Origin of the sequence: Fulvimonas yonginensis (genome assembly GCF_037137055.1) — a bacterium.
Lineage (GTDB): Bacteria > Pseudomonadota > Gammaproteobacteria > Xanthomonadales > Rhodanobacteraceae > Frateuria_A > Frateuria_A yonginensis.
This window is the reverse complement of record NZ_JBBBNY010000003.1, coordinates 194,940-212,787: the sequence shown is the minus strand read 5'-3', so window position 1 is coordinate 212,787 and position 17,848 is coordinate 194,940. Positions and strand designations below refer to the sequence as shown.

General features: G+C 68.4%; 35 protein-coding genes and 1 tRNA gene. 35 read left to right on the top strand and 1 reads right to left on the bottom strand.

Annotated elements, in window-relative coordinates:
* Positions 1–54 precede the first annotated feature (54 nt).
* The 33 genes from WAT24_RS06870 to WAT24_RS06710 all read left to right on the top strand — a co-directional run bounded on the left by WAT24_RS06870 (position 55) and on the right by WAT24_RS06710 (position 16,044).
* Entirely contained in the window at positions 55–1,017 is a 963-nt protein-coding gene (locus tag WAT24_RS06870; RefSeq protein ID WP_336807092.1) for an AAA family ATPase, read from the top strand.
* Positions 1,014–1,370, top strand: a complete 357-nt coding sequence (locus WAT24_RS06865) for a hypothetical protein (protein WP_336807091.1) — start codon at positions 1,014–1,016, stop codon at positions 1,368–1,370. Before WAT24_RS06870 ends, WAT24_RS06865 begins: the two co-directional genes overlap by 4 nt.
* Positions 1,371–1,380: 10 nt before the next feature.
* Positions 1,381–1,752 (top strand): hypothetical protein, encoded by a 372-nt coding sequence (locus tag WAT24_RS06860; RefSeq protein ID WP_336807090.1) that lies wholly within the window; start codon positions 1,381–1,383, stop codon positions 1,750–1,752.
* Complete coding sequence (locus WAT24_RS06855) at positions 1,749–2,069, top strand: hypothetical protein (protein WP_336807089.1); 321 nt, start codon at positions 1,749–1,751, stop codon at positions 2,067–2,069. Before WAT24_RS06860 ends, WAT24_RS06855 begins: the two co-directional genes overlap by 4 nt.
* A 3-nt stretch (positions 2,070–2,072) precedes the next feature.
* The gene (locus tag WAT24_RS06850; protein ID WP_336807088.1) at positions 2,073–2,222 is read left to right on the top strand and encodes a hypothetical protein; all 150 of its coding nucleotides are present in this window, start codon (positions 2,073–2,075) and stop codon (positions 2,220–2,222) included.
* Positions 2,223–2,225: 3 nt separating this feature from the next.
* Complete coding sequence (locus WAT24_RS06845) at positions 2,226–2,900, top strand: hypothetical protein (RefSeq protein ID WP_336807087.1); 675 nt, start codon at positions 2,226–2,228, stop codon at positions 2,898–2,900.
* Between the two features lie 108 nt (positions 2,901–3,008).
* A complete protein-coding gene (locus WAT24_RS06840) occupies positions 3,009–3,623 on the top strand; it encodes a DUF3164 family protein (protein WP_336807086.1) in 615 nt (204 codons plus the stop codon).
* Position 3,624: 1 nt separating this feature from the next.
* Positions 3,625–4,059 (top strand): hypothetical protein, encoded by a 435-nt coding sequence (locus tag WAT24_RS06835; RefSeq protein WP_336807085.1) that lies wholly within the window; start codon positions 3,625–3,627, stop codon positions 4,057–4,059.
* Positions 4,056–4,295 carry a hypothetical protein gene (locus WAT24_RS06830; RefSeq protein WP_336807084.1) on the top strand — a complete coding sequence of 80 codons (240 nt, stop codon included), beginning with the start codon at positions 4,056–4,058 and terminating at the stop codon, positions 4,293–4,295. Before WAT24_RS06835 ends, WAT24_RS06830 begins: the two co-directional genes overlap by 4 nt.
* Positions 4,292–4,429, top strand: a complete 138-nt coding sequence (locus WAT24_RS06825; protein ID WP_336807083.1) for a hypothetical protein — start codon at positions 4,292–4,294, stop codon at positions 4,427–4,429. The genes WAT24_RS06830 and WAT24_RS06825 overlap by 4 nt, the downstream gene beginning before the upstream one ends.
* Positions 4,426–5,097, top strand: a complete 672-nt coding sequence (locus tag WAT24_RS06820) for a DUF7168 domain-containing protein (RefSeq protein WP_336807082.1) — start codon at positions 4,426–4,428, stop codon at positions 5,095–5,097. Before WAT24_RS06825 ends, WAT24_RS06820 begins: the two co-directional genes overlap by 4 nt.
* Complete coding sequence (locus WAT24_RS06815; RefSeq protein WP_336807081.1) at positions 5,094–5,306, top strand: hypothetical protein; 213 nt, start codon at positions 5,094–5,096, stop codon at positions 5,304–5,306. The genes WAT24_RS06820 and WAT24_RS06815 overlap by 4 nt, the downstream gene beginning before the upstream one ends.
* Positions 5,307–5,313: 7 nt before the next feature.
* Entirely contained in the window at positions 5,314–5,532 is a 219-nt protein-coding gene (locus tag WAT24_RS06810; RefSeq protein WP_336807080.1) for a hypothetical protein, read from the top strand.
* Positions 5,513–5,962: a phage protein GemA/Gp16 family protein gene (locus WAT24_RS06805; RefSeq protein WP_336807079.1), complete on the top strand. Its 450-nt coding sequence runs from the start codon at positions 5,513–5,515 to the stop codon at positions 5,960–5,962. Before WAT24_RS06810 ends, WAT24_RS06805 begins: the two co-directional genes overlap by 20 nt.
* Positions 5,962–6,246, top strand: a complete 285-nt coding sequence (locus WAT24_RS06800; RefSeq protein WP_336807078.1) for a hypothetical protein — start codon at positions 5,962–5,964, stop codon at positions 6,244–6,246. Before WAT24_RS06805 ends, WAT24_RS06800 begins: the two co-directional genes overlap by 1 nt.
* Positions 6,247–6,251: 5 nt before the next feature.
* On the top strand, positions 6,252–6,446 hold the full coding sequence (locus WAT24_RS06795; protein ID WP_336807077.1) for a hypothetical protein: 195 nt from the start codon (positions 6,252–6,254) through the stop codon (positions 6,444–6,446).
* Complete coding sequence (locus WAT24_RS06790; RefSeq protein WP_336807076.1) at positions 6,446–6,715, top strand: hypothetical protein; 270 nt, start codon at positions 6,446–6,448, stop codon at positions 6,713–6,715. The genes WAT24_RS06795 and WAT24_RS06790 overlap by 1 nt, the downstream gene beginning before the upstream one ends.
* Positions 6,716–6,723: 8 nt before the next feature.
* Positions 6,724–7,329, top strand: a complete 606-nt coding sequence (locus WAT24_RS06785) for a hypothetical protein (RefSeq protein ID WP_336807075.1) — start codon at positions 6,724–6,726, stop codon at positions 7,327–7,329.
* Positions 7,322–7,717 carry a Mor transcription activator family protein gene (locus WAT24_RS06780; protein ID WP_336807074.1) on the top strand — a complete coding sequence of 132 codons (396 nt, stop codon included), beginning with the start codon at positions 7,322–7,324 and terminating at the stop codon, positions 7,715–7,717. Before WAT24_RS06785 ends, WAT24_RS06780 begins: the two co-directional genes overlap by 8 nt.
* Positions 7,718–7,953: 236 nt before the next feature.
* Positions 7,954–8,280 (top strand): putative holin, encoded by a 327-nt coding sequence (locus WAT24_RS06775; protein ID WP_336807073.1) that lies wholly within the window; start codon positions 7,954–7,956, stop codon positions 8,278–8,280.
* Entirely contained in the window at positions 8,277–8,447 is a 171-nt protein-coding gene (locus WAT24_RS06770) for a hypothetical protein (RefSeq protein ID WP_336807072.1), read from the top strand. Before WAT24_RS06775 ends, WAT24_RS06770 begins: the two co-directional genes overlap by 4 nt.
* The gene (locus WAT24_RS06765; protein ID WP_336807071.1) at positions 8,444–9,205 is read left to right on the top strand and encodes a transglycosylase SLT domain-containing protein; all 762 of its coding nucleotides are present in this window, start codon (positions 8,444–8,446) and stop codon (positions 9,203–9,205) included. Before WAT24_RS06770 ends, WAT24_RS06765 begins: the two co-directional genes overlap by 4 nt.
* The gene (locus WAT24_RS06760) at positions 9,202–9,636 is read left to right on the top strand and encodes a hypothetical protein (protein WP_336807070.1); all 435 of its coding nucleotides are present in this window, start codon (positions 9,202–9,204) and stop codon (positions 9,634–9,636) included. The genes WAT24_RS06765 and WAT24_RS06760 overlap by 4 nt, the downstream gene beginning before the upstream one ends.
* Position 9,637: 1 nt before the next feature.
* Positions 9,638–9,850 (top strand): hypothetical protein, encoded by a 213-nt coding sequence (locus WAT24_RS06755; protein WP_336807069.1) that lies wholly within the window; start codon positions 9,638–9,640, stop codon positions 9,848–9,850.
* Positions 9,847–10,059, top strand: coding sequence for a hypothetical protein (locus tag WAT24_RS06750; protein ID WP_336807068.1), 213 nt, complete (start codon positions 9,847–9,849; stop codon positions 10,057–10,059). The genes WAT24_RS06755 and WAT24_RS06750 overlap by 4 nt, the downstream gene beginning before the upstream one ends.
* A 3-nt stretch (positions 10,060–10,062) precedes the next feature.
* Positions 10,063–10,302, top strand: coding sequence for a TraR/DksA C4-type zinc finger protein (locus WAT24_RS06745; protein ID WP_336807067.1), 240 nt, complete (start codon positions 10,063–10,065; stop codon positions 10,300–10,302).
* Entirely contained in the window at positions 10,299–10,592 is a 294-nt protein-coding gene (locus WAT24_RS06740) for a DUF2730 family protein (protein WP_336807066.1), read from the top strand. Before WAT24_RS06745 ends, WAT24_RS06740 begins: the two co-directional genes overlap by 4 nt.
* Positions 10,589–10,897 (top strand): VpaChn25_0724 family phage protein, encoded by a 309-nt coding sequence (locus tag WAT24_RS06735; protein ID WP_336807065.1) that lies wholly within the window; start codon positions 10,589–10,591, stop codon positions 10,895–10,897. The genes WAT24_RS06740 and WAT24_RS06735 overlap by 4 nt, the downstream gene beginning before the upstream one ends.
* A 4-nt stretch (positions 10,898–10,901) precedes the next feature.
* The gene (locus WAT24_RS06730) at positions 10,902–11,459 is read left to right on the top strand and encodes a phage protein Gp27 family protein (protein ID WP_336807064.1); all 558 of its coding nucleotides are present in this window, start codon (positions 10,902–10,904) and stop codon (positions 11,457–11,459) included.
* Positions 11,456–13,045, top strand: coding sequence for a hypothetical protein (locus WAT24_RS06725; RefSeq protein ID WP_336807063.1), 1,590 nt, complete (start codon positions 11,456–11,458; stop codon positions 13,043–13,045). The genes WAT24_RS06730 and WAT24_RS06725 overlap by 4 nt, the downstream gene beginning before the upstream one ends.
* The gene (locus WAT24_RS06720; RefSeq protein WP_336807062.1) at positions 13,039–14,625 is read left to right on the top strand and encodes a DUF935 domain-containing protein; all 1,587 of its coding nucleotides are present in this window, start codon (positions 13,039–13,041) and stop codon (positions 14,623–14,625) included. The genes WAT24_RS06725 and WAT24_RS06720 overlap by 7 nt, the downstream gene beginning before the upstream one ends.
* Positions 14,622–14,762, top strand: a complete 141-nt coding sequence (locus WAT24_RS06715; protein ID WP_336807061.1) for a hypothetical protein — start codon at positions 14,622–14,624, stop codon at positions 14,760–14,762. The genes WAT24_RS06720 and WAT24_RS06715 overlap by 4 nt, the downstream gene beginning before the upstream one ends.
* A complete protein-coding gene (locus tag WAT24_RS06710) occupies positions 14,755–16,044 on the top strand; it encodes a phage head morphogenesis protein (protein ID WP_336807060.1) in 1,290 nt (429 codons plus the stop codon). Before WAT24_RS06715 ends, WAT24_RS06710 begins: the two co-directional genes overlap by 8 nt.
* Positions 16,045–16,047: 3 nt before the next feature.
* Here the strand turns inward: WAT24_RS06710 and WAT24_RS06705 are convergent.
* Positions 16,048–16,126: transfer RNA gene (locus WAT24_RS06705), tRNA-OTHER, on the bottom strand.
* An 18-nt stretch (positions 16,127–16,144) separates the two neighbouring features.
* Between WAT24_RS06705 and WAT24_RS06700 the strand changes: the two genes are divergently transcribed.
* Positions 16,145–16,735 carry a phage virion morphogenesis protein gene (locus WAT24_RS06700; RefSeq protein WP_336807059.1) on the top strand — a complete coding sequence of 197 codons (591 nt, stop codon included), beginning with the start codon at positions 16,145–16,147 and terminating at the stop codon, positions 16,733–16,735.
* A gap of 154 nt (positions 16,736–16,889) precedes the next feature.
* Positions 16,890–17,825, top strand: coding sequence for an LAPAL motif-containing putative phage structural protein (locus WAT24_RS06695; RefSeq protein WP_336807058.1), 936 nt, complete (start codon positions 16,890–16,892; stop codon positions 17,823–17,825).
* The last annotated feature ends 23 nt before the right edge of the window (positions 17,826–17,848 follow it).

Genomic DNA, 17,848 nt, shown 5'->3' with positions numbered 1-17,848 from the left:
TGGCGCACCCGCCGCGACTAGGCCGAAGCACCACCACCGAAGGGGAAACCAACAATGAGCGACACCGCAGCCGTAACCGCAATCTATCAGGGCGACGACGCCCTCCGCGAACAGGTCCGCGCCGCAATGGCGCGCGACAAGCGCCTCAGCCAGGCCATCGTTTCCAAGGAAGCGGGCGTCAGCCCGACCACCTTGAACCAGTGGCTCAACGGCAAGTACGCCGGCGACAACGAAGGCATCGACAACAAGGTGCGCATCTGGCTGGAAGCCGACCAGGCGCGCCGCGCCGCCGGCAGCACCATGCCCACGGCGCCGGGCTTCGTGACCACGCCCACTGCCGCGCGCGTTCTTGGTGCGCTGGCCTACGCCCAAATGGCCGGCGACATCGCCGTGACCTACGGCGGCGCCGGCCTGGGCAAGACGAGCGCCTGCGAGCACTACCGCGCCTCCAGCCCGAACGTCTGGATCGCCACTATGCGGCCCAGCACCGCGGGCGTGGTCACCTGCCTGCAGCAGGTGTGCAAGGCCCTGGGGCTGGACACGGTCGGCGGCGCGCTCGCACTCTCCGAGCGCATTGCCAAGCGCATCCGCGACACGCACGGCCTGCTGATCGCCGACGAGGCGCAGCACCTGTCGGTGGCTGCCCTGGACGAAATCCGCGCGATCCACGACGAGACCGGCGTCGGTATCGCGCTGGTGGGCAATGACGGCGTGTTCGCCCGTATGGCTGGCGGCCGCAACGCGCAGCAGCTGGATCGGCTGTACTCGCGCGTCGGCAAGCGCCTCAACCTGCGCCAGAGCAGCGAGGCCGACATCGTCGCGCTGATCAGCGCCTGGGGTGTGGACGACGCCAAGTGCCGCGCCACCCTGATCGAGATCGCCCGCCGCCCGGGCGCACTGCGCACGCTCACCAAGACCCTGCGCCTGGCCAGCATGCATGCCAGCGCCGAAGGCCGCCAGGTGTGCTGCGAGGACGTCCGCGCGGCGGCCACCGAGCTGATGGAGGGCGGCAAGTGAACATGCCCGCCATTGCCGCCAACACCGCCGCTCCCTGCGCTGCGGTCACGCATCACAGCCAGGTTCGGTACGAGCTGGGCATGGTCGCCAACGGTAGGGAGCCACGCGCCCATCGCGCGCTGCTCCTGCGCGCCATCGCCGCCGAGGCCATGCAACTGGCTCGGAACCTCGAGAGCCTGGACGCGGATCCGAGCATCCGCGCCCGCCGCGACGAGGACCTGATCCGCGTCGAGCTACCCGGGCAGCCGCCCAGGCTGATGTGCGACGCGGACGCCGCGGCCCTGCGTGACCAGTTGGAGGTGGCGCTGCACGTGCCGCCATCCGACCAGGCCAACCGGCCGAGCCGGCTGTGAGGTAGCCGCCATGCAGCCCGACCTGTTCTGCAGCCAAGACCTGACGCCCGACACGGTGCTGGCGGTCCTGCAGCACTGCGTCGGTGAGGGACACGGACGCACCGCCGAGCAGCTGGTGCACACGATCACGGGGCGCAAGGGCGAAGCCGACCAACGGCGCCTGCGCCAGGTGATCGAGGCACTGCGCACCGCTGGCCACCGGATCTGCGCCCATCCCTCGCATGGCTACTACCTCGCGGCCACCGACGACGAATTGGACCGGGCGTGCGGCTTCCTGCTCGACCGGGCCATGACCTCTCTCCGCCAGGTGAGCGCGATGAAGCGCGTGGCCCTGCCGGATCTACGCGGGCAGCTGGGGCTGCCCCTGGAGCCACAACCATGAAGGTTTTGAAGGGCATTCAAGAGGCGATTGAACTGCGCCTGCAGCGCCAGAGCGTTGCTGTGCTCGAAACCGCCCGCAAGGTCGCCAAGTGCGTCACCTACCTGCACGTGCACGGCTGCACCGTACAGCAGGTGGTCATCCGCCCCGACTACGCCGTGATCGACATCGACCAGCCATCGGAATGGCTCAAGGGCTCGATCGCGGTCCGCCGAGTTCGCGGTGACCAGCGCGAGCTGCAGATGGTCACCAAGGTCCTGGATTGCCAGGTGCAGTGGATCGTGCGCGAAGCGCACCCGCTGCTGCGCCGGGAGGGCTGACAGATGAAGTTCGCAGTCCACACCGACCAAGGCGTGTTCCACGTCGACGCCAAGAGCCCGAAGGAAGCCCGGGAGATCGTGGAGAAAAAGCACGATGTCCTGATCTCGAAGGTGAAGGTTGTCGGCAACCAACCCCGCCAGAGGGAGGGCTAAGCCGTGCCCCGCACCCGGACCGAGCTGCTGCGCGTGCTCACGGCCGCCGCAGGCCTGCCCATGAACGTCGACCAGATCGTGGAGCAAATGCCCGTCGGCACCGACCGCAAGAAGGTCGGCGAGCTGTGCCGCGAGCTGAAGGACCAGGGCCTGCTCACCGCCACTGTCGAGGAGGGACGCGTGGCCTACGCCCTGGCCGACCCGCTGCCCGCGAACGTGACGCCCATAAACGGGCGGCGCCAGAACAGGCCCGAGTCGACGATCGACAAGGTCCGGGAGCTGCTCGGCAAGGCCACGGAGCCCATGACGCTGTCCGACATCGTCGCCGCCCTGCCAGGAGAAGAGCAGAAGAAGATCCAGCGGGTGCTGCACCAGGGGACACACCGCGGCGAGTTCGAGTCCAAGCCCGCCGGTGCGCGCGCCAAGGCCTACGCGCCCAAGGGCGGCGGCATCGCGATCGCGATCGCCAGCTCGCCCGCGTCCGCCGATGCCCCGGCACCCAGCGACTCGACCGACCAGGCCGCGCCCGGCTCGCCGCTCGAACAAGCGCTGCACAGCGCCGAAAAGGCCCGCGACGCCTACCTGGAGTTCGTCGTCGCCAGCCAATCCGTGTGGCAGGCACTGGAGACCAGCGTCACCGCCTGTCGCGCCGCCCTGGAGGCCCAGCGCCATGCCTGACCAAGACGACGACGAGCTGCCGCCCTGGCTGGGCGAACGCATGCGCCGCACCACCAACGAAATTTTCCGCGCCGATTGGGAGCGCGGCCTAGACGAGGAACCGCAGGAATGAACCAGATGACTATCCCGCCCGGCCACCGCATGGACGCCCAGGGGCGCCTGGTGCCGGAATCCAAGATCAAGCCGATCGACAAGACGCGCGACGAGCTGGTGCGCGAGCTGTACGCCGAGGCCGAGGACCTGAACCAGCGCATACGCGCCTTCAAGACCAAGGTGCACCAGGACATCGCCGCGTTCGTGCAGTTGTCCGCCGAGCAGTACGACGTGAAGCTGGGCGGCGACAAGGGCAACGTCCACCTCACCAGCTTCGACGGCGAGCTCAAGGTGCTGCGCGCGATGGCCGAGCTGATCATGTTCGACGAGCGACTGCAGTCGGCCAAGGACCTGATCGACCAGTGCCTGCGCGAGTGGACCGCCGATGCGCGACCCGAGATCTCGCTGCTGGTCCAGGACGCCTTCCGCGTCGACGCCACCGGCAAGATCCGCACCGGCGCCGTGCTGGCCCTGCACCGCCTCGACATCGAGGACGAGCGCTGGCAGCGCGCCATGACCGCGATCTCCGAGGCCGTCCAGGTCGTGGGCACCAAGAGCTACGTGCGGTTCTACAAGCGCGACGCCAACGGCCAGTACAAGGCCCTGTCCCTCAACATCGCGGAGGTCTGACATGGAGATTGGGGGAGACCTCCTGCAGCTGCAGGTGAACACGTCCGGCGCCTGGCGCAATGTGCTGGCCTTCGAGGCCGACCGCCGCGACCAGGTGCTGGCAGGCCTATCCGCCCTCGCTGGCGTGCTGGGTGACAGCGCCCAATGGTGTCTCCTGCACCCGAATGGCCGCCGCGAGTGGCTCCACGACATCGGCGCCCGGGTGCGTGCCTGGGCCCCGGTGACCGGCGAGGAGCCTGCGCCGCTGCAGGACGTGGAGATCAGCGTCTTCGCGCCGGGTGACGAAGAGCCGACCACGTTCATGGCCTATCGCAAGCAGGCCGGCTCCGAGCTGTTCTACCTCAGCGGCACGCCTGACCAGGTGGTGCGGGGCGCGTACGCGTGGCGCGAGACCGACCAGGCCGCGCCGCTCAGCCTGCGGAGGAAGGCAGCATGAGCCGAGGTGAGTACACGGCACGCTGCGCGGCAAGGGATACGCGCCGCGCGATCGAGAAGGTCCGCAAGGCGATGGAAGCGCTCCGCGACTGCGCGCGGTGCTGGGGAGACCTCGACCATATCGCCGAGATGGACCTCGCCTGCTTGGCGGAGCTGCCTGAGGACGTCGGTCGCCTCCAGGACTGGCTTGACGAGCAGTACCCGAAGCGGCCCCGCCGCAAGCGGGGTGTCGCATGAAGGCCGGCGTGCTGTTCCGCTGGGGCAGCCTGTGGGTGGGCGCGCATTGGTCGCGCGCCAACCGCCGGCTGTGCATCAACCTGGTCCCGTGCGTCACGCTCTGGATCACCGCGCCAGGCGGGGTGACGCCATGAACCGCGCCGCCATCCTTCGCAAGATCAAGGCATGCCTGCGCCTGGCCGCCTCGCCGAACGCCAACGAAGCCGCCGCGGCGCTTCGCCAGGCGCAGGCCATGATGGCCGCCCACGGCATCAGCCACGCCGAGGCGATGGACGTGGGCGAGGCCGAGGTAGGCACGCGCTGCCGTGGTGCGACGCTCACGCAGTCGCTCAGCTTCCTGGTGTCGGTGGTGGCGGATGGCTTCGGTGCCAAACCGGTGATCATCCGCACGTGGGGCAAGACCGTCATTCGGTTCTACGGGGTGGACGGCGCCGCCGAAGTCGCGGCGTATGCCTTCACCGTTCTGCGCCGCCAGATGGATGCCGATCGACTGAGGCACATCGCCCGCGTGCGCAAACGCGCCAACCGCGAGGCCCGCGGCGAAACCTTCGCCCTGGCGTGGGTGAGTGCCATCTACCACCTATTCCCCAAGGCCGAGTTGGTCGAGGGCAAGGGCAAGGCCATCGATGACCTGATGCGGCTGCGCCACCCCAACGCCACCACCAGCGCCGGGCGTGACCTGACCAGCAAAGGCAAGACCAACGACAACGATGCCGAGGCCGGCTACCTGGCCGGTAAGGCGGCGCAGCTGCATCGGGCCATGAAAGGCGCGTCGCCGCGAGCCCTGGAGCACCAGTCATGAGCGCGCAACGCGACCCTCGCACCGACCCGCGCCAAGGCGACCGCATCACGGTAGCCGACGAGACCCGCGAGGTCGAGCTCGTGCGCGGCGGGCGGGTCTACTACAGCTGGCCCGGCAGGCTGGCAGTGCGCTCGATGTTCGCCAGCAGCTGGGAAGCCTGGTCGGCGAACGCCACTGAAGTCGTGGCAGCACCCGAGGCGGGAGGCTAGATGTGCCATGTCGAAGCTCCGCGGTTTCCAGGACACCTCTCCGTCCGACGTCGTCTGGTGGCTCGCGCATTGGCTGCTCTTGCATGGGCGCCTGCCTCGTCCCGCTCAGATTCAGGAACGCTTCGGCATGAGCCGGGCGACTTCCTGGCGGTATTACGGCTGGGCGAAAGAGAAGCAACAGCAGATCAAGGCCCGGGAGGGCTCGTATGACCTATCCGAACTCTAAGAAGGGCGACCCTCGCGTGCGCCAGCTCGCGGCGATCCACGTGCTGGCCAGCAAGCGTCTGCGCCTGGACCGCGAGACCTACGAGCTGCTGCTGCAGCGCGTGGCTGGCGTGTCCAGTTCGGCCGACCTGGACGCGCGCGGGCGGGCCAAGGTGCTCGACGAGATGCGCCGCCTGGCTGACGAAGGCGAGAAGCAGATGGACAACGCCGTGAGCCTGCCCGACGCGCCGCAGAACGTGCGTGATGAGGTCGCCGGCATGGTGGCCAAGGTGGGCGCCATCCTGGCCGAGTTGGGCAAGGGCTGGAACTACGCGCACGGCACCGCGAAGCGGATGTTCAAGACTGACCGTGTCGAGTGGCTGCGCCCGGACCAGTTGCACCGCTTGGTGGCGGCACTGCAGATCAGCGCCAACCGGCAAAGGAGGAAGTGATGGCCGGCAAAACGAAGAACGAGCCCATGTGCGCGGTGAAGATCGGCTACTACACCTACCTGATGCCGGCGACAGCCGGCATGAAACTGGTGCAGCTGCTCCAACAGGCCGTGGAGTGCGAAGAGCACTACGAAGACGCCGGCTACGTGTATGTCGCCGGCGACCAGGTGAATGTGTCCTACCGCAATGTGCGCAACGGCCAGATCAGGATGCCGAGCGGCAGCATGACGCCCGCACGGCGAAGTCTGCCGAGCCTTCCGAGGCAGCTTGGCTTCGACGACTGATGCATATGCACCCTGAAGAGGTCGAGGAGCGCAAGACCGCCTTCCAGGACCACTGGCGCCGACGGGCGCTGCCGGAGGTCATGAAAATCCGGCCCGTCTATCAGGGCGTCATCCACCAGCTGCTCAAGGCAGCGTTCTACGCCGGCTCCAACTGGGAGCGGCGCAAGCATGAACCCACGCAGCTAGGGGGCTGCGACTGATGACCGAAAAGACCATTTCCGTGGAACAGAAGATCGGCTGCACTGCAGGCGCGCGATTCGCTGAGGGCGTCATCAGCGGATTGAAGGCCGAGCCGATCAGCGACCAAGCCTTCGAGGCGTTCCTGCTCAACCTCAACGCAGGTCTGATGGGTTACGCGGCGGGCCGCCTGGGACACGACCGCGCGCGTGCGCTGGCTGCAGCGATGGCGTCGACGGTCGAGAAAGGGATCGCCATCATCAGTGAAGGCGCGCCGTCGCGGGTGCAATGACGATGCACGTGACCTGTCCCACCTGCAGCGAAGCCTTCCCGATCGCCGCCGGCTTCCAGGAGGCGGATGGCAAGCGCTTCGGCGTGTTGCTGGCCAGCATGGAGCCGGCGCTCGGCCGCGCCACCGTCGAGTACCTCTCGCTGTTCAGCCCCGCCAAGCAGAAGCTGCGCCTGTCGAAGGCGGTGAAGCTGGTAGAGGCGTTGGATGTCCTGGTGCGCACCGGCATCGTGTGCCTCGACGAGCGCACCAGCGCCAGCCGACCGGCCACCGTGGCCATGTGGGTCGACGGCATCCAGCAGATGCTCGCCCAGCGCGCCCGCCTGACCCTGCCGCTGCAGAACCACCACTACCTGCGCAGCGTGGTCTACGGCATCGCGGACCAGGCCGACGCCCAGGCCGAGCGCAGCGCCGAGGCCAACAAGCGTGCCGGTCGGCACCTGGAGCCCGGCGCCAGCCAGGCACCCACCGATGCCGCCGCTCGCCAGCGCCGCGTGGAGTTGAACAACGCCCTGATGGGCGTCGATTCGGACGTGCGCCTGGGCCTGTTGACGCCGGAGCAGGCCGAGGTGCGCAAGGCGGAGATTCGCACCAGGTTCGGAGGCGGCAATGGGTGACATGTTCGAGACCGCGCCGGTCGACGCGACGCTCGCCGGCATCGAGGCGCCCAGCGACAACTGGCCCAGCATGCTGGCCGAGCTGGTCGACGTGCTGCGCGCCACCTTCCAGCGGCGCGGCCGCAGCGAAGCGGAGGCGATCACCGAGGCCCAGCAGGCCGCGATGGCGATCGGCGAATACCTGGGTGGCCGCCAGGTCTACCTGCCGCGCGGCGATCGCCTGCGGGACTGGCTGCGTGACCGGACGATCTACCTCGAGTACAACGGGCGAAACAAGGCACTGCTGGCGCAGCGCCACGGCATCACTGAACGCCGCGTGGAGCAAATCGCGGCCGAGCAGCGGGCGATCCACATCCGCCGGATCCAGCCCGAGCTGTTCCCGCGCTGATCGCCGGCAAATTGCGCGCGCGATCGGCGCGCTGTTAGGATTCCTCGCATCCCACCTCCAAGCCCTCGCCTCACCAGCGGGGGCTTTTTCTTGAGCGAAGCCCTTCGCCCACGCTCGCCTCACCCGCTCGCACATCCTGACGCCACGGCGTGTTTCCCCTGCACGCCGTAGCCGGCGGGCCGGGTTACCTCCCCTGAGCCCGGCTCGCCGGCACCTCTTCAGCCGAAGGAGTGCACATGGCGAGCATCAAAGACCGTTTGAGCAGGGCTTACGAGCACTTCGCGGCCGTGTTGGATGGCTTCGGCCGCATGGCGCTATGGGCGCTCCTGTCGATCGTGGTGCTGCTGGTGATCGCGGTGCTGTTCAACCCCGCCAAGTTCGGCAGCTACCTGTGGATCGTCTCGAAGCTCAGCCTGGCGGCCGTCATGGGCTACGGCTTCGATCGCGCCGCCAGCCCGGACGCGCGGCCCTCCCAGTTGGAGGGCATCGAGCGCGCAATGGCGCAGACGCGCCGCGCCACGCTGATGGCGGCAACGATCATCGCGGCGGGGCTGATGCCGTGAACGCCAGCCTGATCATCTTCATCGTCATGGTGGTGCTGGGTGTATGGAAAATCCCCAGCACCGAACGCGAGGCGCGCTCGCCACTGGCTCCGTACCGGGCGTTGTGGGGCGTGCTTTACCTCCTGATCGCATTCGTGGCGTGGTGCGCCTGGGCAGGTGCCCGATGAGCCTCCTGGGCCTTGTTCTCGGCATGCTGGGCATCGGCTGGATGTTCTGCGCGGTCCTGCCGGTGGTGCCGTACGCCTGGCCGAGCCGGCGCGCATCCAGCCTGCTCGGCGGGCTGCTGTTCCTGATCGGGGTGGTCCTGGTCTTCGCGAGCCCCGCCGAAGCCGCAACGCCGGCGAGCGTGAGCCCCGTCGTCCGACCCACAGTGGCCGTGCCCGAAGTGAGCGCCATGTACCGGCGCTGGGTGGAGCAGGCGGTCGCCGAGGAATGGGGCGTGGACGGCTCGCCCGCACGCCTGGCTGCGCAGCTCCACCAGGAGTCCAGCTGGAACCCGAAGGCTCATAGCCCCGTGGGTGCCGAGGGCCTGGCGCAATTCATGCCCGGGACCGCCCGCTGGATCGCCCAGCGCTTCCCCGATCGGCTGGGTGGGTTCGACCCCTGGGACCCGCAGCAGGCCGCGCTGGCGGCGGCGATCTACGACGCCTGGCTGGCCGATCGAAATCCAGGCGCCAGTCAGTGCAGCACCTGGTCCTTCGCGCTGTCGGCCTACAACGGCGGTGAGGGCAACCTACGCCAGGAGCAGGCGCTCGCTGTCAGGGCTGGGCGCGATCGCCGACGCTGGGCCGGCAACGTGGCGGACATGCGGGCGCGCTCGCAGGCGGCGTGGCGCGAGAACCGGGCCTACGTGCGCCGCATCCTGATGGTGCTGGAACCCGCCTACATCGACGCCGGCTGGGCCGGCCAGGCGGTGTGCGCATGAAATGGAGCGAGGGCTTTGCGCTTCTACTCTGCTGCGCCGCGCTGCTCGTGCTGGGCTTCGGCCTTGGCAGCCAGCACCAGGCAGGCAAAGACAGCGCTCGCATCGTCCAGGCCGAGAGCAAGGTGGCGTCGGCGGCCGAGGACACCCGGGCAGCGCGAGCGACGGTCGCGGACGTCCAGGCCCGCCTGGATCAGCAGAAGCGCGACCTCCAGACCGCCCGCTTCATTGCCAACGCCGCGCTCGATGCGCGCGATGCGCTGCAGAAGCACCTTGACGACATGACCGCTCAACGAACCGCCGAGGCGGAGAAGGCTGCCCGTGAAAGCCCCGACTGTGCCGACCTGCGTCGGCTTCCTATCTGTCCTGCTGTTGCTGAGCAGTTGTTCGGCGCTGCACCGGCAGCCGCCGCCTCGGCCGCAAGCGGTCATTGAGGTGCCGGTCCCGGCCTACCGGCCGCTGGACCGCAGCCTCACCCGGCCGATCGCCGAGCCACCGGTGCCGCCGCAGCGCTGCAGCCTCAAGGGCAAGCCCGCCTGGTGCGCGATGGACGGACTGATCTGGATCGAGCAGTGGCGCGGCAAGGTACGGGAGGCGAACGCCGACCGGGCAACGGCCGCCAAGGTCTCGGCAGGCACCGACCCGTGACGCCCTTCGAGAAGGACGTGGACGCGCTGGTGCGGCGTCTGCGGTCCGAGCGGGCCGAGGTGGAGCAGACCGCCCGGCGCCTCACGGGAGCAGAGCGCAGCGCCGCCGTCGCACACGGCAACGTAAAGGAGGCCGTCGCCAACGAACTGCGGCGGCTGATGTGGAAGCACGGTCTGGGCGAGCAGCCGGCCGAGAAACCGAAACGGTGACCCTTGAACGACGACATCGACCGCGCCCAAGAGCAGCAACAGCGTGACAACGACATGGCGCTGCAGCGCGTCCGCGAGCGCATCGCGGCCAGCTTCCAGCCGCGCGACGCCTCGGTGGATGGCACGTGCATCGACTGCGACGACGCTATCGAGCCCGAGCGCCTGAAGGTGCTCGCCGGCAAGACCAGCCGTTGCGCGAGCTGCGCCCACGACCACGAACAGCGCACCCGGGGGTTCCGATGAACGAGACGATCGCCGCCGTGATCATCGCCCTGCTGGTGGTCAATCTGATCGGCCTGCTGGTGGTCGGTGTCCGCGTGAGCGGCCAGAGCACCGAAACCCGGAATCACGAAGGCCGGATCACGAGGTTGGAGGAGCAGGTGAAGAACCTGCCCACCCACCGCGATCTGACCGACCTACGTGGCGCCATCAGCGAAGTGGTGGAGACCGTCGCCCAGATCAGCGGGCAGACCCAAGCCATGACCCAGATGCTCCGCTCGATCCAGGAGCACTTGCTGGAGAACGATCGATGACCAAGACCTTTGCCGAACGCCTGCGCGAAGACCGCCGGCTGGTCATGTTGCGGCTGCTGTCCGAGCAGCCGGGCTACCGCATGAACAGCTCCAACCTGCACGCCGGCCTGCACCACCTAGCTGTGGCCGCCACCCGCGACGACGTCGCCACGGACCTGCACTGGTTGAAGGACCAGGGCATGGTGCTGCTGGAGCCGGTGCCGGAGGTGCCCAGCCTGTACCTGGTCACCATTACGGCCCGCGGCGGGGACGTCGCGGCCGGCCACGCCAACGTGCCGGGCATCAGCCGCCCGACGCCGCGCTAAGTCCATGCCGCGCCAGTCGAGCATCAAGCGCCTACCGGCCGCGCAGCGCAGCTTCCTGGAGAAGCTGATCCGCGAGGACCGCTTCACCCTGGACGAGATCATCGCCCAGGTGCGTGAGCGCTTTCCCGCCGCGCAGGTCCCCAGCCGCAGTGCGGTGGGCCGGTACAAGCAGAACGTCGACGAGCTGGCCGGAAGGATGCGCGACATCCAGGCCGCCGGTACCGCGCTGGTGACCGAGTTGGGTGAAGACCCGAACGATCGCGCCGGCCAGCTCCTGGTGCAGGCGGTGACCACGCTGGCCACCCACGCCGCGCTCAAGGCGACCGACGCCGAGGCCGAGGAGCTGTCGATCAAGGAGATCGGTCAGTTGGCGCGCGCCGCGCACGCGACCATGCAGAGCCGAAAGATGAGCCTGGCGGAACGGCAGGAGATCGCGCGCCTGGCCCGCGAGCAGCTGCAGGCCGAGCAGGCCGAGAAGCTCAAGGACGTGGTCAAGGCCGGCGGCATGACCGAGGCGACCGCCGAGGCCATCCGCAAGCAGATCCTGGGCATCGCAGCGTGACTACGCTCGACACCGCCATCCGCGAGGCGCTCCCGAACACCGCCAGCAGCGCGGTGCCGGCGGCGCTGCTGCCTTACCAGCAGCGCTGGCTGGCCGACGACAGCGACCTCAAGGTGGCCGAGAAGAGCCGCCGTACCGGCCTGACCTGGGCCGAGGCGGCCGACGACGTTCTGATTGCTGGCCGCGCCCGCGACGCGGGCGGCATGAACGTCTATTACATCGGCTACAACATGGACATGGCCATCGAGTACATCGAGGCCTGCGCCATGTGGGCGCGCACCTTCAGCCAGGCGTGCGGCACCGTCGAGGAAGGCGAGGAGCTGTTCGACGGAGGCAACGACGAGAAGGCGATCAAGACCTACACGATCCGGTTCGCCTCGGGCTTCCGCATCGTGGCCTTGTCCAGCCGCCCGGCCAACCTGCGCGGCAAGCAGGGCGTGGTGGTGATCGACGAAGCGGCTTTCCACGGCCAGCTCGACGAGCTGCTCAAGGCGGCGATCGCGCTGCTGATGTGGGGCGGCAAGGTGCGCGTGATCAGCACGCACGACGGCGTGGACAACCCGTTCAACCAGCTGATCGAGGACATCCGGGCCAAGAAGCGCGCCGGCAAGGTTCACCGCATTACCTTCGAGGAGGCGTGCGCCGAGGGGCTCTACAAGCGCGTATGCCTGCGCCAGGGCAAGGCCTGGACGCAGAAAACGGAAGACGCCTGGAAGGCCGCCATCCGCAAGACCTACGGCGATGCGGCCAGCGAGGAGCTCGACGCAATCCCGTCCCAGGGTTCCGGGAGCTGGCTTTCCGGCGCGCTGATCGAGGCGCGCATGGAGCCGGTGCCGGTGCTGCGCTACACGTGCCCGCCGGGCTTCGAGAAGGAACCGGACACCTACCGCTACCAGGTGATCCAGGGGTGGCTCGACTTCGAGGTGGCGCCGCTGCTGGCGGCGCTGGATCCGCGCCTGCAGAGCGTGCTCGGCGAGGACTTCGGCCGCACTGGCGACCTGACCGTGATCACGCCGGCGCAGATCCAGCAGAACATGACGCGCCGCGTGCCGTTCATGCTGGAGCTGCGCAACATGCCGCACCGCCAGCAGGAACAGATCTTGTTCTTCATCGGCGATCGGCTGCCCAACTTCGTCAAGGCCGCCGTCGACGCCCGTGGCAACGGCAGCGCCGTGGCTGAGTTCCTCGCGCAGCGCTACGGCTGGTCGCGCGTCGAGCTGATCATGGCCACCGACGGCTGGTACCGCGAGCAGATGCCGCCGCTCAAGGCCGCGTTCGAGGACGGCACGATCAGCATTCCGCGCGACAAGGACGTCGCCAGCGACCTGCGCCTGGTGAAGATGATCCGCGGCGTGGCTCGCGTACCGGAGGAGCGCACCACCGGCAAGGACGGCAACAAGCGCCACGGCGACGCGGCGATCTCCATCGCGATGATGCATTACGCCAGTCGCCACCCCGGCGCCCCGATCGAGTTCGAGTCAGTACCGCAGCACCCGCGCGGCTTCGACAACCTGCGCGACGCGCGCCTGTCCATGCGCGCGGATGACGGCGAAGACCTCGCCCTACCGGAACCGAAAGCATGGTGACCACCTCCCGCATCCTGGGCCCCGACGGGCAGCCCATCCGCACGGCCGACCTGGTCGAACCGCAGACCAGCCGCACGCTGCAGCTGCGCAACGAATGGCAGAACCATCCCAGCCGCGGCCTCACGCCCTCACGCCTGGCGGCCATCCTGGACAACGCCGAGCAGGGCGACCTGGTCGCGCAGTGCGAGCTGTTCGAGGACATGGAGGAAAAGGACGGCCACCTGGCCAGCGAGATGCTCAAGCGCCGCGGCGCCATCAAGCAGCTCGACTGGGACATCGTGCCGCCGTCCAGCCCCTACGCGAAGGAAAAGGCCAACGCCAAGCAGCTGAAGGAGCTGCTCGCCGAGATCCCGGACTTCGAGGAGATGCTGTTCGACGTCACCGACGCGATCGGCAAGGGCTACTGCTGCCTGGAGATCGAGTGGCACCGCCTGGACGGCTACTGGCTGCCCAAGACCGTCACGCACCGCCCGCAGAGCTGGTTCACCGTCCATCGCGGCTACCGCGAGGAGGTGCGCCTGCGCGACGGCACCGCCGAAGGCGAGCTGCTGCAGCCGTTCGGCTGGATCACGCACACGCACAAGGCCAAGAGCGGCTACCTGCCGCGCGCGAGCCTGTTCCGCGTGCTGGTGTGGCCGTACCTGTTCAAGAACTACAGCGTCGCCGACCTGGCCGAGTTCCTGGAGATCTACGGCATCCCGCTGCGGGTGGGCAAATACCCGCCGGGCAGCAGCAAGGCCGACAAGCTCACCCTGCTGCGCGCGCTCTCCGAGCTGGGGCACAACGCCGCCGGCATCGTGCCCGACGGCATGAGCCTGGAGTTCCACGACGCGGCCACGGGTGACCCGGACGCCTTCCAGGCCATGATCGACTGGTGCGAGAAAACCCAGTCCAAGGTGATCCTGGGCGGCACCCTCACCAGTCAGGCCGACGGCAAGACCAGCACCAACGCCCTGGGAAAGGTCCACGACGACGTGCGCAAGGACCTGCGCGACGGTGACGCCAAGCAGATCGCCACCACGCTCAGCCGCGACCTGATCTACCCGATCGCGGTGCTCAATGGTCTGGCGGACAACATCCGGCGCGCCCCGCGCATGATGTTCCCGGTCGAGGAGACCGAGGACATCACGGCCTATTCGACCGCGCTTCCTGCGCTCGTCAGCATCGGCATGAAGATCCCGCGCAAGTGGGCGCAAGAGCGGCTAGGCATCCCCGAGCCCGAGGCCGACGACGAGGATCTGCTGCAGGCGGCGAAGCCGGCCGCGCCGACCAACCACGTGGCCGGCGAGGATCCCGCCGCCACCGCGGCGGCGACCGCCCAGCTGCCGGGCACGCCGCAGGATCCGCCGGCCCGCATGGTCGACCAGCTGGACAAGACGGTGTCGCCGGTGATCGCCGGCTGGCTGGAGCAGATCCGCGCCCTGGCGAACCAGGCCGAGTCGCTCGACCAGCTGCGGGAGGGCCTGATGGAGCTGCTGCCCGACCTCAGCCTCGACGACTACGCCGAGGCCATGCGCCAGGGCCTGGCGGCGGCGGCGCTGGCCGGTCGCTACGAGATCCTGCGGGAGGCGGGTGCATGAACGCCGCACAGCGTCGGGTCAACCTCCGCAGGCTGCGCCGCGAAGTCACGCGCCTGGGCCTGAAACCAAACGCCTGGCAGTGGGGCAATGCCTACGCCCTGCACCGCCTCATCAAGTGGTCGCCGTACTGTGGCTGACGGCTCCGTCTCCTACGGCTCGGTCCCGTTCAAGGAACAGATCGCGTTCTTCCGGCGCAAGACCAACACGCCGACCGAGCGCTGGACCGACCTGTGGCAGGAGGAACACGACCACGCCTTCATGGTGGCCGGCGCCAACCGCATCGACCTGCTGGTCGACCTGCGCCAGGCGGTGGACAAAGCAATCGCCGAAGGCGCCGGCCTCGAGGCGTTCCGTCGCGACTTCGACCAGATCGTGGCCAAGCATGGCTGGAGCTACACGGGCGGGCGCGACTGGCGCACGCGGGTCATCTTCGAGACCAATCTGCGCACCAGCTACGCGGCCGGCCGCTACGCCCAGCTGCAGGCGCTCAAGCAGGTGCGCCCGTTCTGGCGGTACCGGCACAGCGACAGCGTGCAGCACCCGCGGCCGCAGCACCTCGCATGGAACGGCCTGGTGCTGCACGCAGACGATCCCTGGTGGCAGACGCACTATCCGCCGAACGGCTGGGGCTGCCAGTGCACCGTCGAAGCGCTGAACCTGCGCGACCTCAAGCGGCTGGGCAAGGATGGCCCTGACCAAGCGCCGCCGATCGACCTGCAGGACGTGGTGGTAGGGCAGCGCGGTCCGGCGCCCACGACGGTGCAGACGCCGGCCGGCGTGGATCCGGGCTTCGGCTACGCGCCCGGCCGCAGCGCCTACGAGCAGCTCGCGCAGGGCGTGGTGACCAAGGCGGCCGAGCTGCCGGCAACGACTGCCGCCAAGGCGCTCGCGCCCATCCTTGCACTGCCACGCGCCCAGCAGGCGCTGGATGCGGCCTACGGGGCGTGGCAGGCCGAGGTGTTGACCACGCGCCAGGCGCGCAACCTGACGGTGCCTGTCGGCGCCCTGGACCAGGAGCTGGTGCAGCGGATGACCGCCGAAGGGCTGGAGCCGGCCACCGCCCCAATCGTGGCCCGCGACGTGGAAGTACTCCACGCCTTGCGGGACGCCAAGTCGACCACCCCAAGCGGCAAGCCGGTGGCGCTGACACCCGACGAGCTCGCGCACCTGCCCAACCTGCTGGCCAGCCCCAAGGCGGTCCTGCTCGACCGAGCGGACGGCACGCTGCTTTACGTCGTGGACGCATCCGACCGGCGCGAGGCCGGTAAGGTCGTGGTGGCGATCAACTACCGCTTGAAGACCGAGACCGGCAAGCGGCTGGTCAACTCGTTCCGCACCGCCTCGCTGCTCGACCTGGTCGACGTGGAGGCGGGGGTGAAGTCCGGCGAGCTGGTCCTGTTGCGGGGCTCGCTGGCATGAAGGTGGTGCGCGGCGCCGGACTCGAACCGGATCATGACGTGGCCGAAGCCACCCCAACCTTTCCACTAGGAAACTACCGCGCGGGAGGAGCCTAGCACCGATGGCCGGCGCACGCATCGAGTTCGAGGTTGACACCACCCTGGCCAGCACCGCGCTGCAGCGTGCTCTGGGCGTCCTGGGCGGCGACGGGCTGACCCTGCTGCTGTCGGATATCGGCGAGTACCTGCTGCGGTCCACCCGCGATCGCGCCGCCCTGGAGCAGGCGCCGGATGGGTCGCATTGGCGGGCGCTGGAGCCCAGCTATGCCCGCTGGAAGGGACGCAAGCGGCCGGGCGTGCCCATCCTGAAGTTCGACAACCACATGCTGGGCGACCGGCTCGCACACCAGGTCGACGGCAGCACGCTCTACGTCGGCACCAATGCGCCCTATGGCGCCATCCATCAGTTCGGCGGCACGATCCACATCGCCGCGCGCTCACAGCAGGCCTACTTCCACCACAGCAAGGGCGAGGTGAGCCCGCAGTTCGTGGACAAGCGCAAGGCCAACTTCGCGCAGTGGGTCACCTTGCCGGCGTACGACATCGATATGCCGGCGCGCCCCTTCCTGGGCATCAGCGACCAGGACGCCAGCGAGATCGTCCAGATCACCCAGGATCACCTGCAAACGGCGCTTTCCGGGTCAGCCGCGTGAGGGGCCCGTGAAGGCCCTTTCAGCCCCCTGGGCGCGGCAAGGGTACCGCCCGAGGGGCGGGCCGAGCTTTTAAACGGGTTTCAAATGCCTTCAAATGCGTCCCGGGGATGCCAGGCGCGGTGCCTGAGACACGGACGGGGGGAAAATGGACGTCATGGCCGATCGATTCAGCTTCAACCTGGTGTACGACGGGCCGGCGCTGCAGGAGCACCGGATGGACGTGCGTGCCCTGGCGCCGGCGCTGCTCGCCCTGGGCGAGCTGGTCGAACGAGCCAACGAAATTCTCAACGGCGAGCAGGCCAAGGTCTCCGTGGATGTGCATGCCTCGTTTCGCGAGGGTTCGTTCGGCATTGAGCTGGATCTCGCACAAACCTTGTGGCAGCGGATCATCGACTTTGGTGGTGGTCATCCCATCGCCAGCATCAGCACGTTGGCCGGCCTTCTAGGTCTGAGCGCGAGGGATGGCGTCGTCGGGCTGGTGCAGCTCATCCGCTGGATCCGCGGACGCGCCATCCGGCGCATCGAGACGATCGACGGCGGCAAGGTCCGGTTCCTGATTGATGATGAGTCAGTCGAGGTCGAGGAGCGGGTCTACAAGCTCCTGCGGGACTACAAGCTGCGCAAAGCGCTGGAGGGCGTCATTGCCGAGCCGCTGGAGCGGGAGGGAATCGACTCGGTCGCCTCGGTGGACAAGAAGGTGAAAACCGTCAGCTTCCTCATCGAGCGGGATCAGGCGCGCCACTTCAAGGCTCCGGATCCCCAGGAGGAGGAGCTGGCCAGTGACGAGTACACCGCGACGCTGCAGGTGCTCACTCTGGCCTTCCAGGACGGCAACAAGTGGCGGTTTACCGAGGGTGGTGGAAATACCTTCTACGCAACGATCCTTGATGAGGGCTTCCTCCAGCGGATACGCTCCAACGAGCAGTTCGCGCGCGACGACATCATTCGCGCGCGAGTCCGCCGCACCCAGCGGCTGACGAAAGATGGTCTCAAGGCGGATTACGAGATCGTCGAGGTGCTCGAGCACCGCAGCGCCATGCCGAAGGTCCAGCTGAAAATGGACTTCGACAACCCCCAGGATCCCAGGTAAGCAGCGAAGCGCTTCGCTCCAGC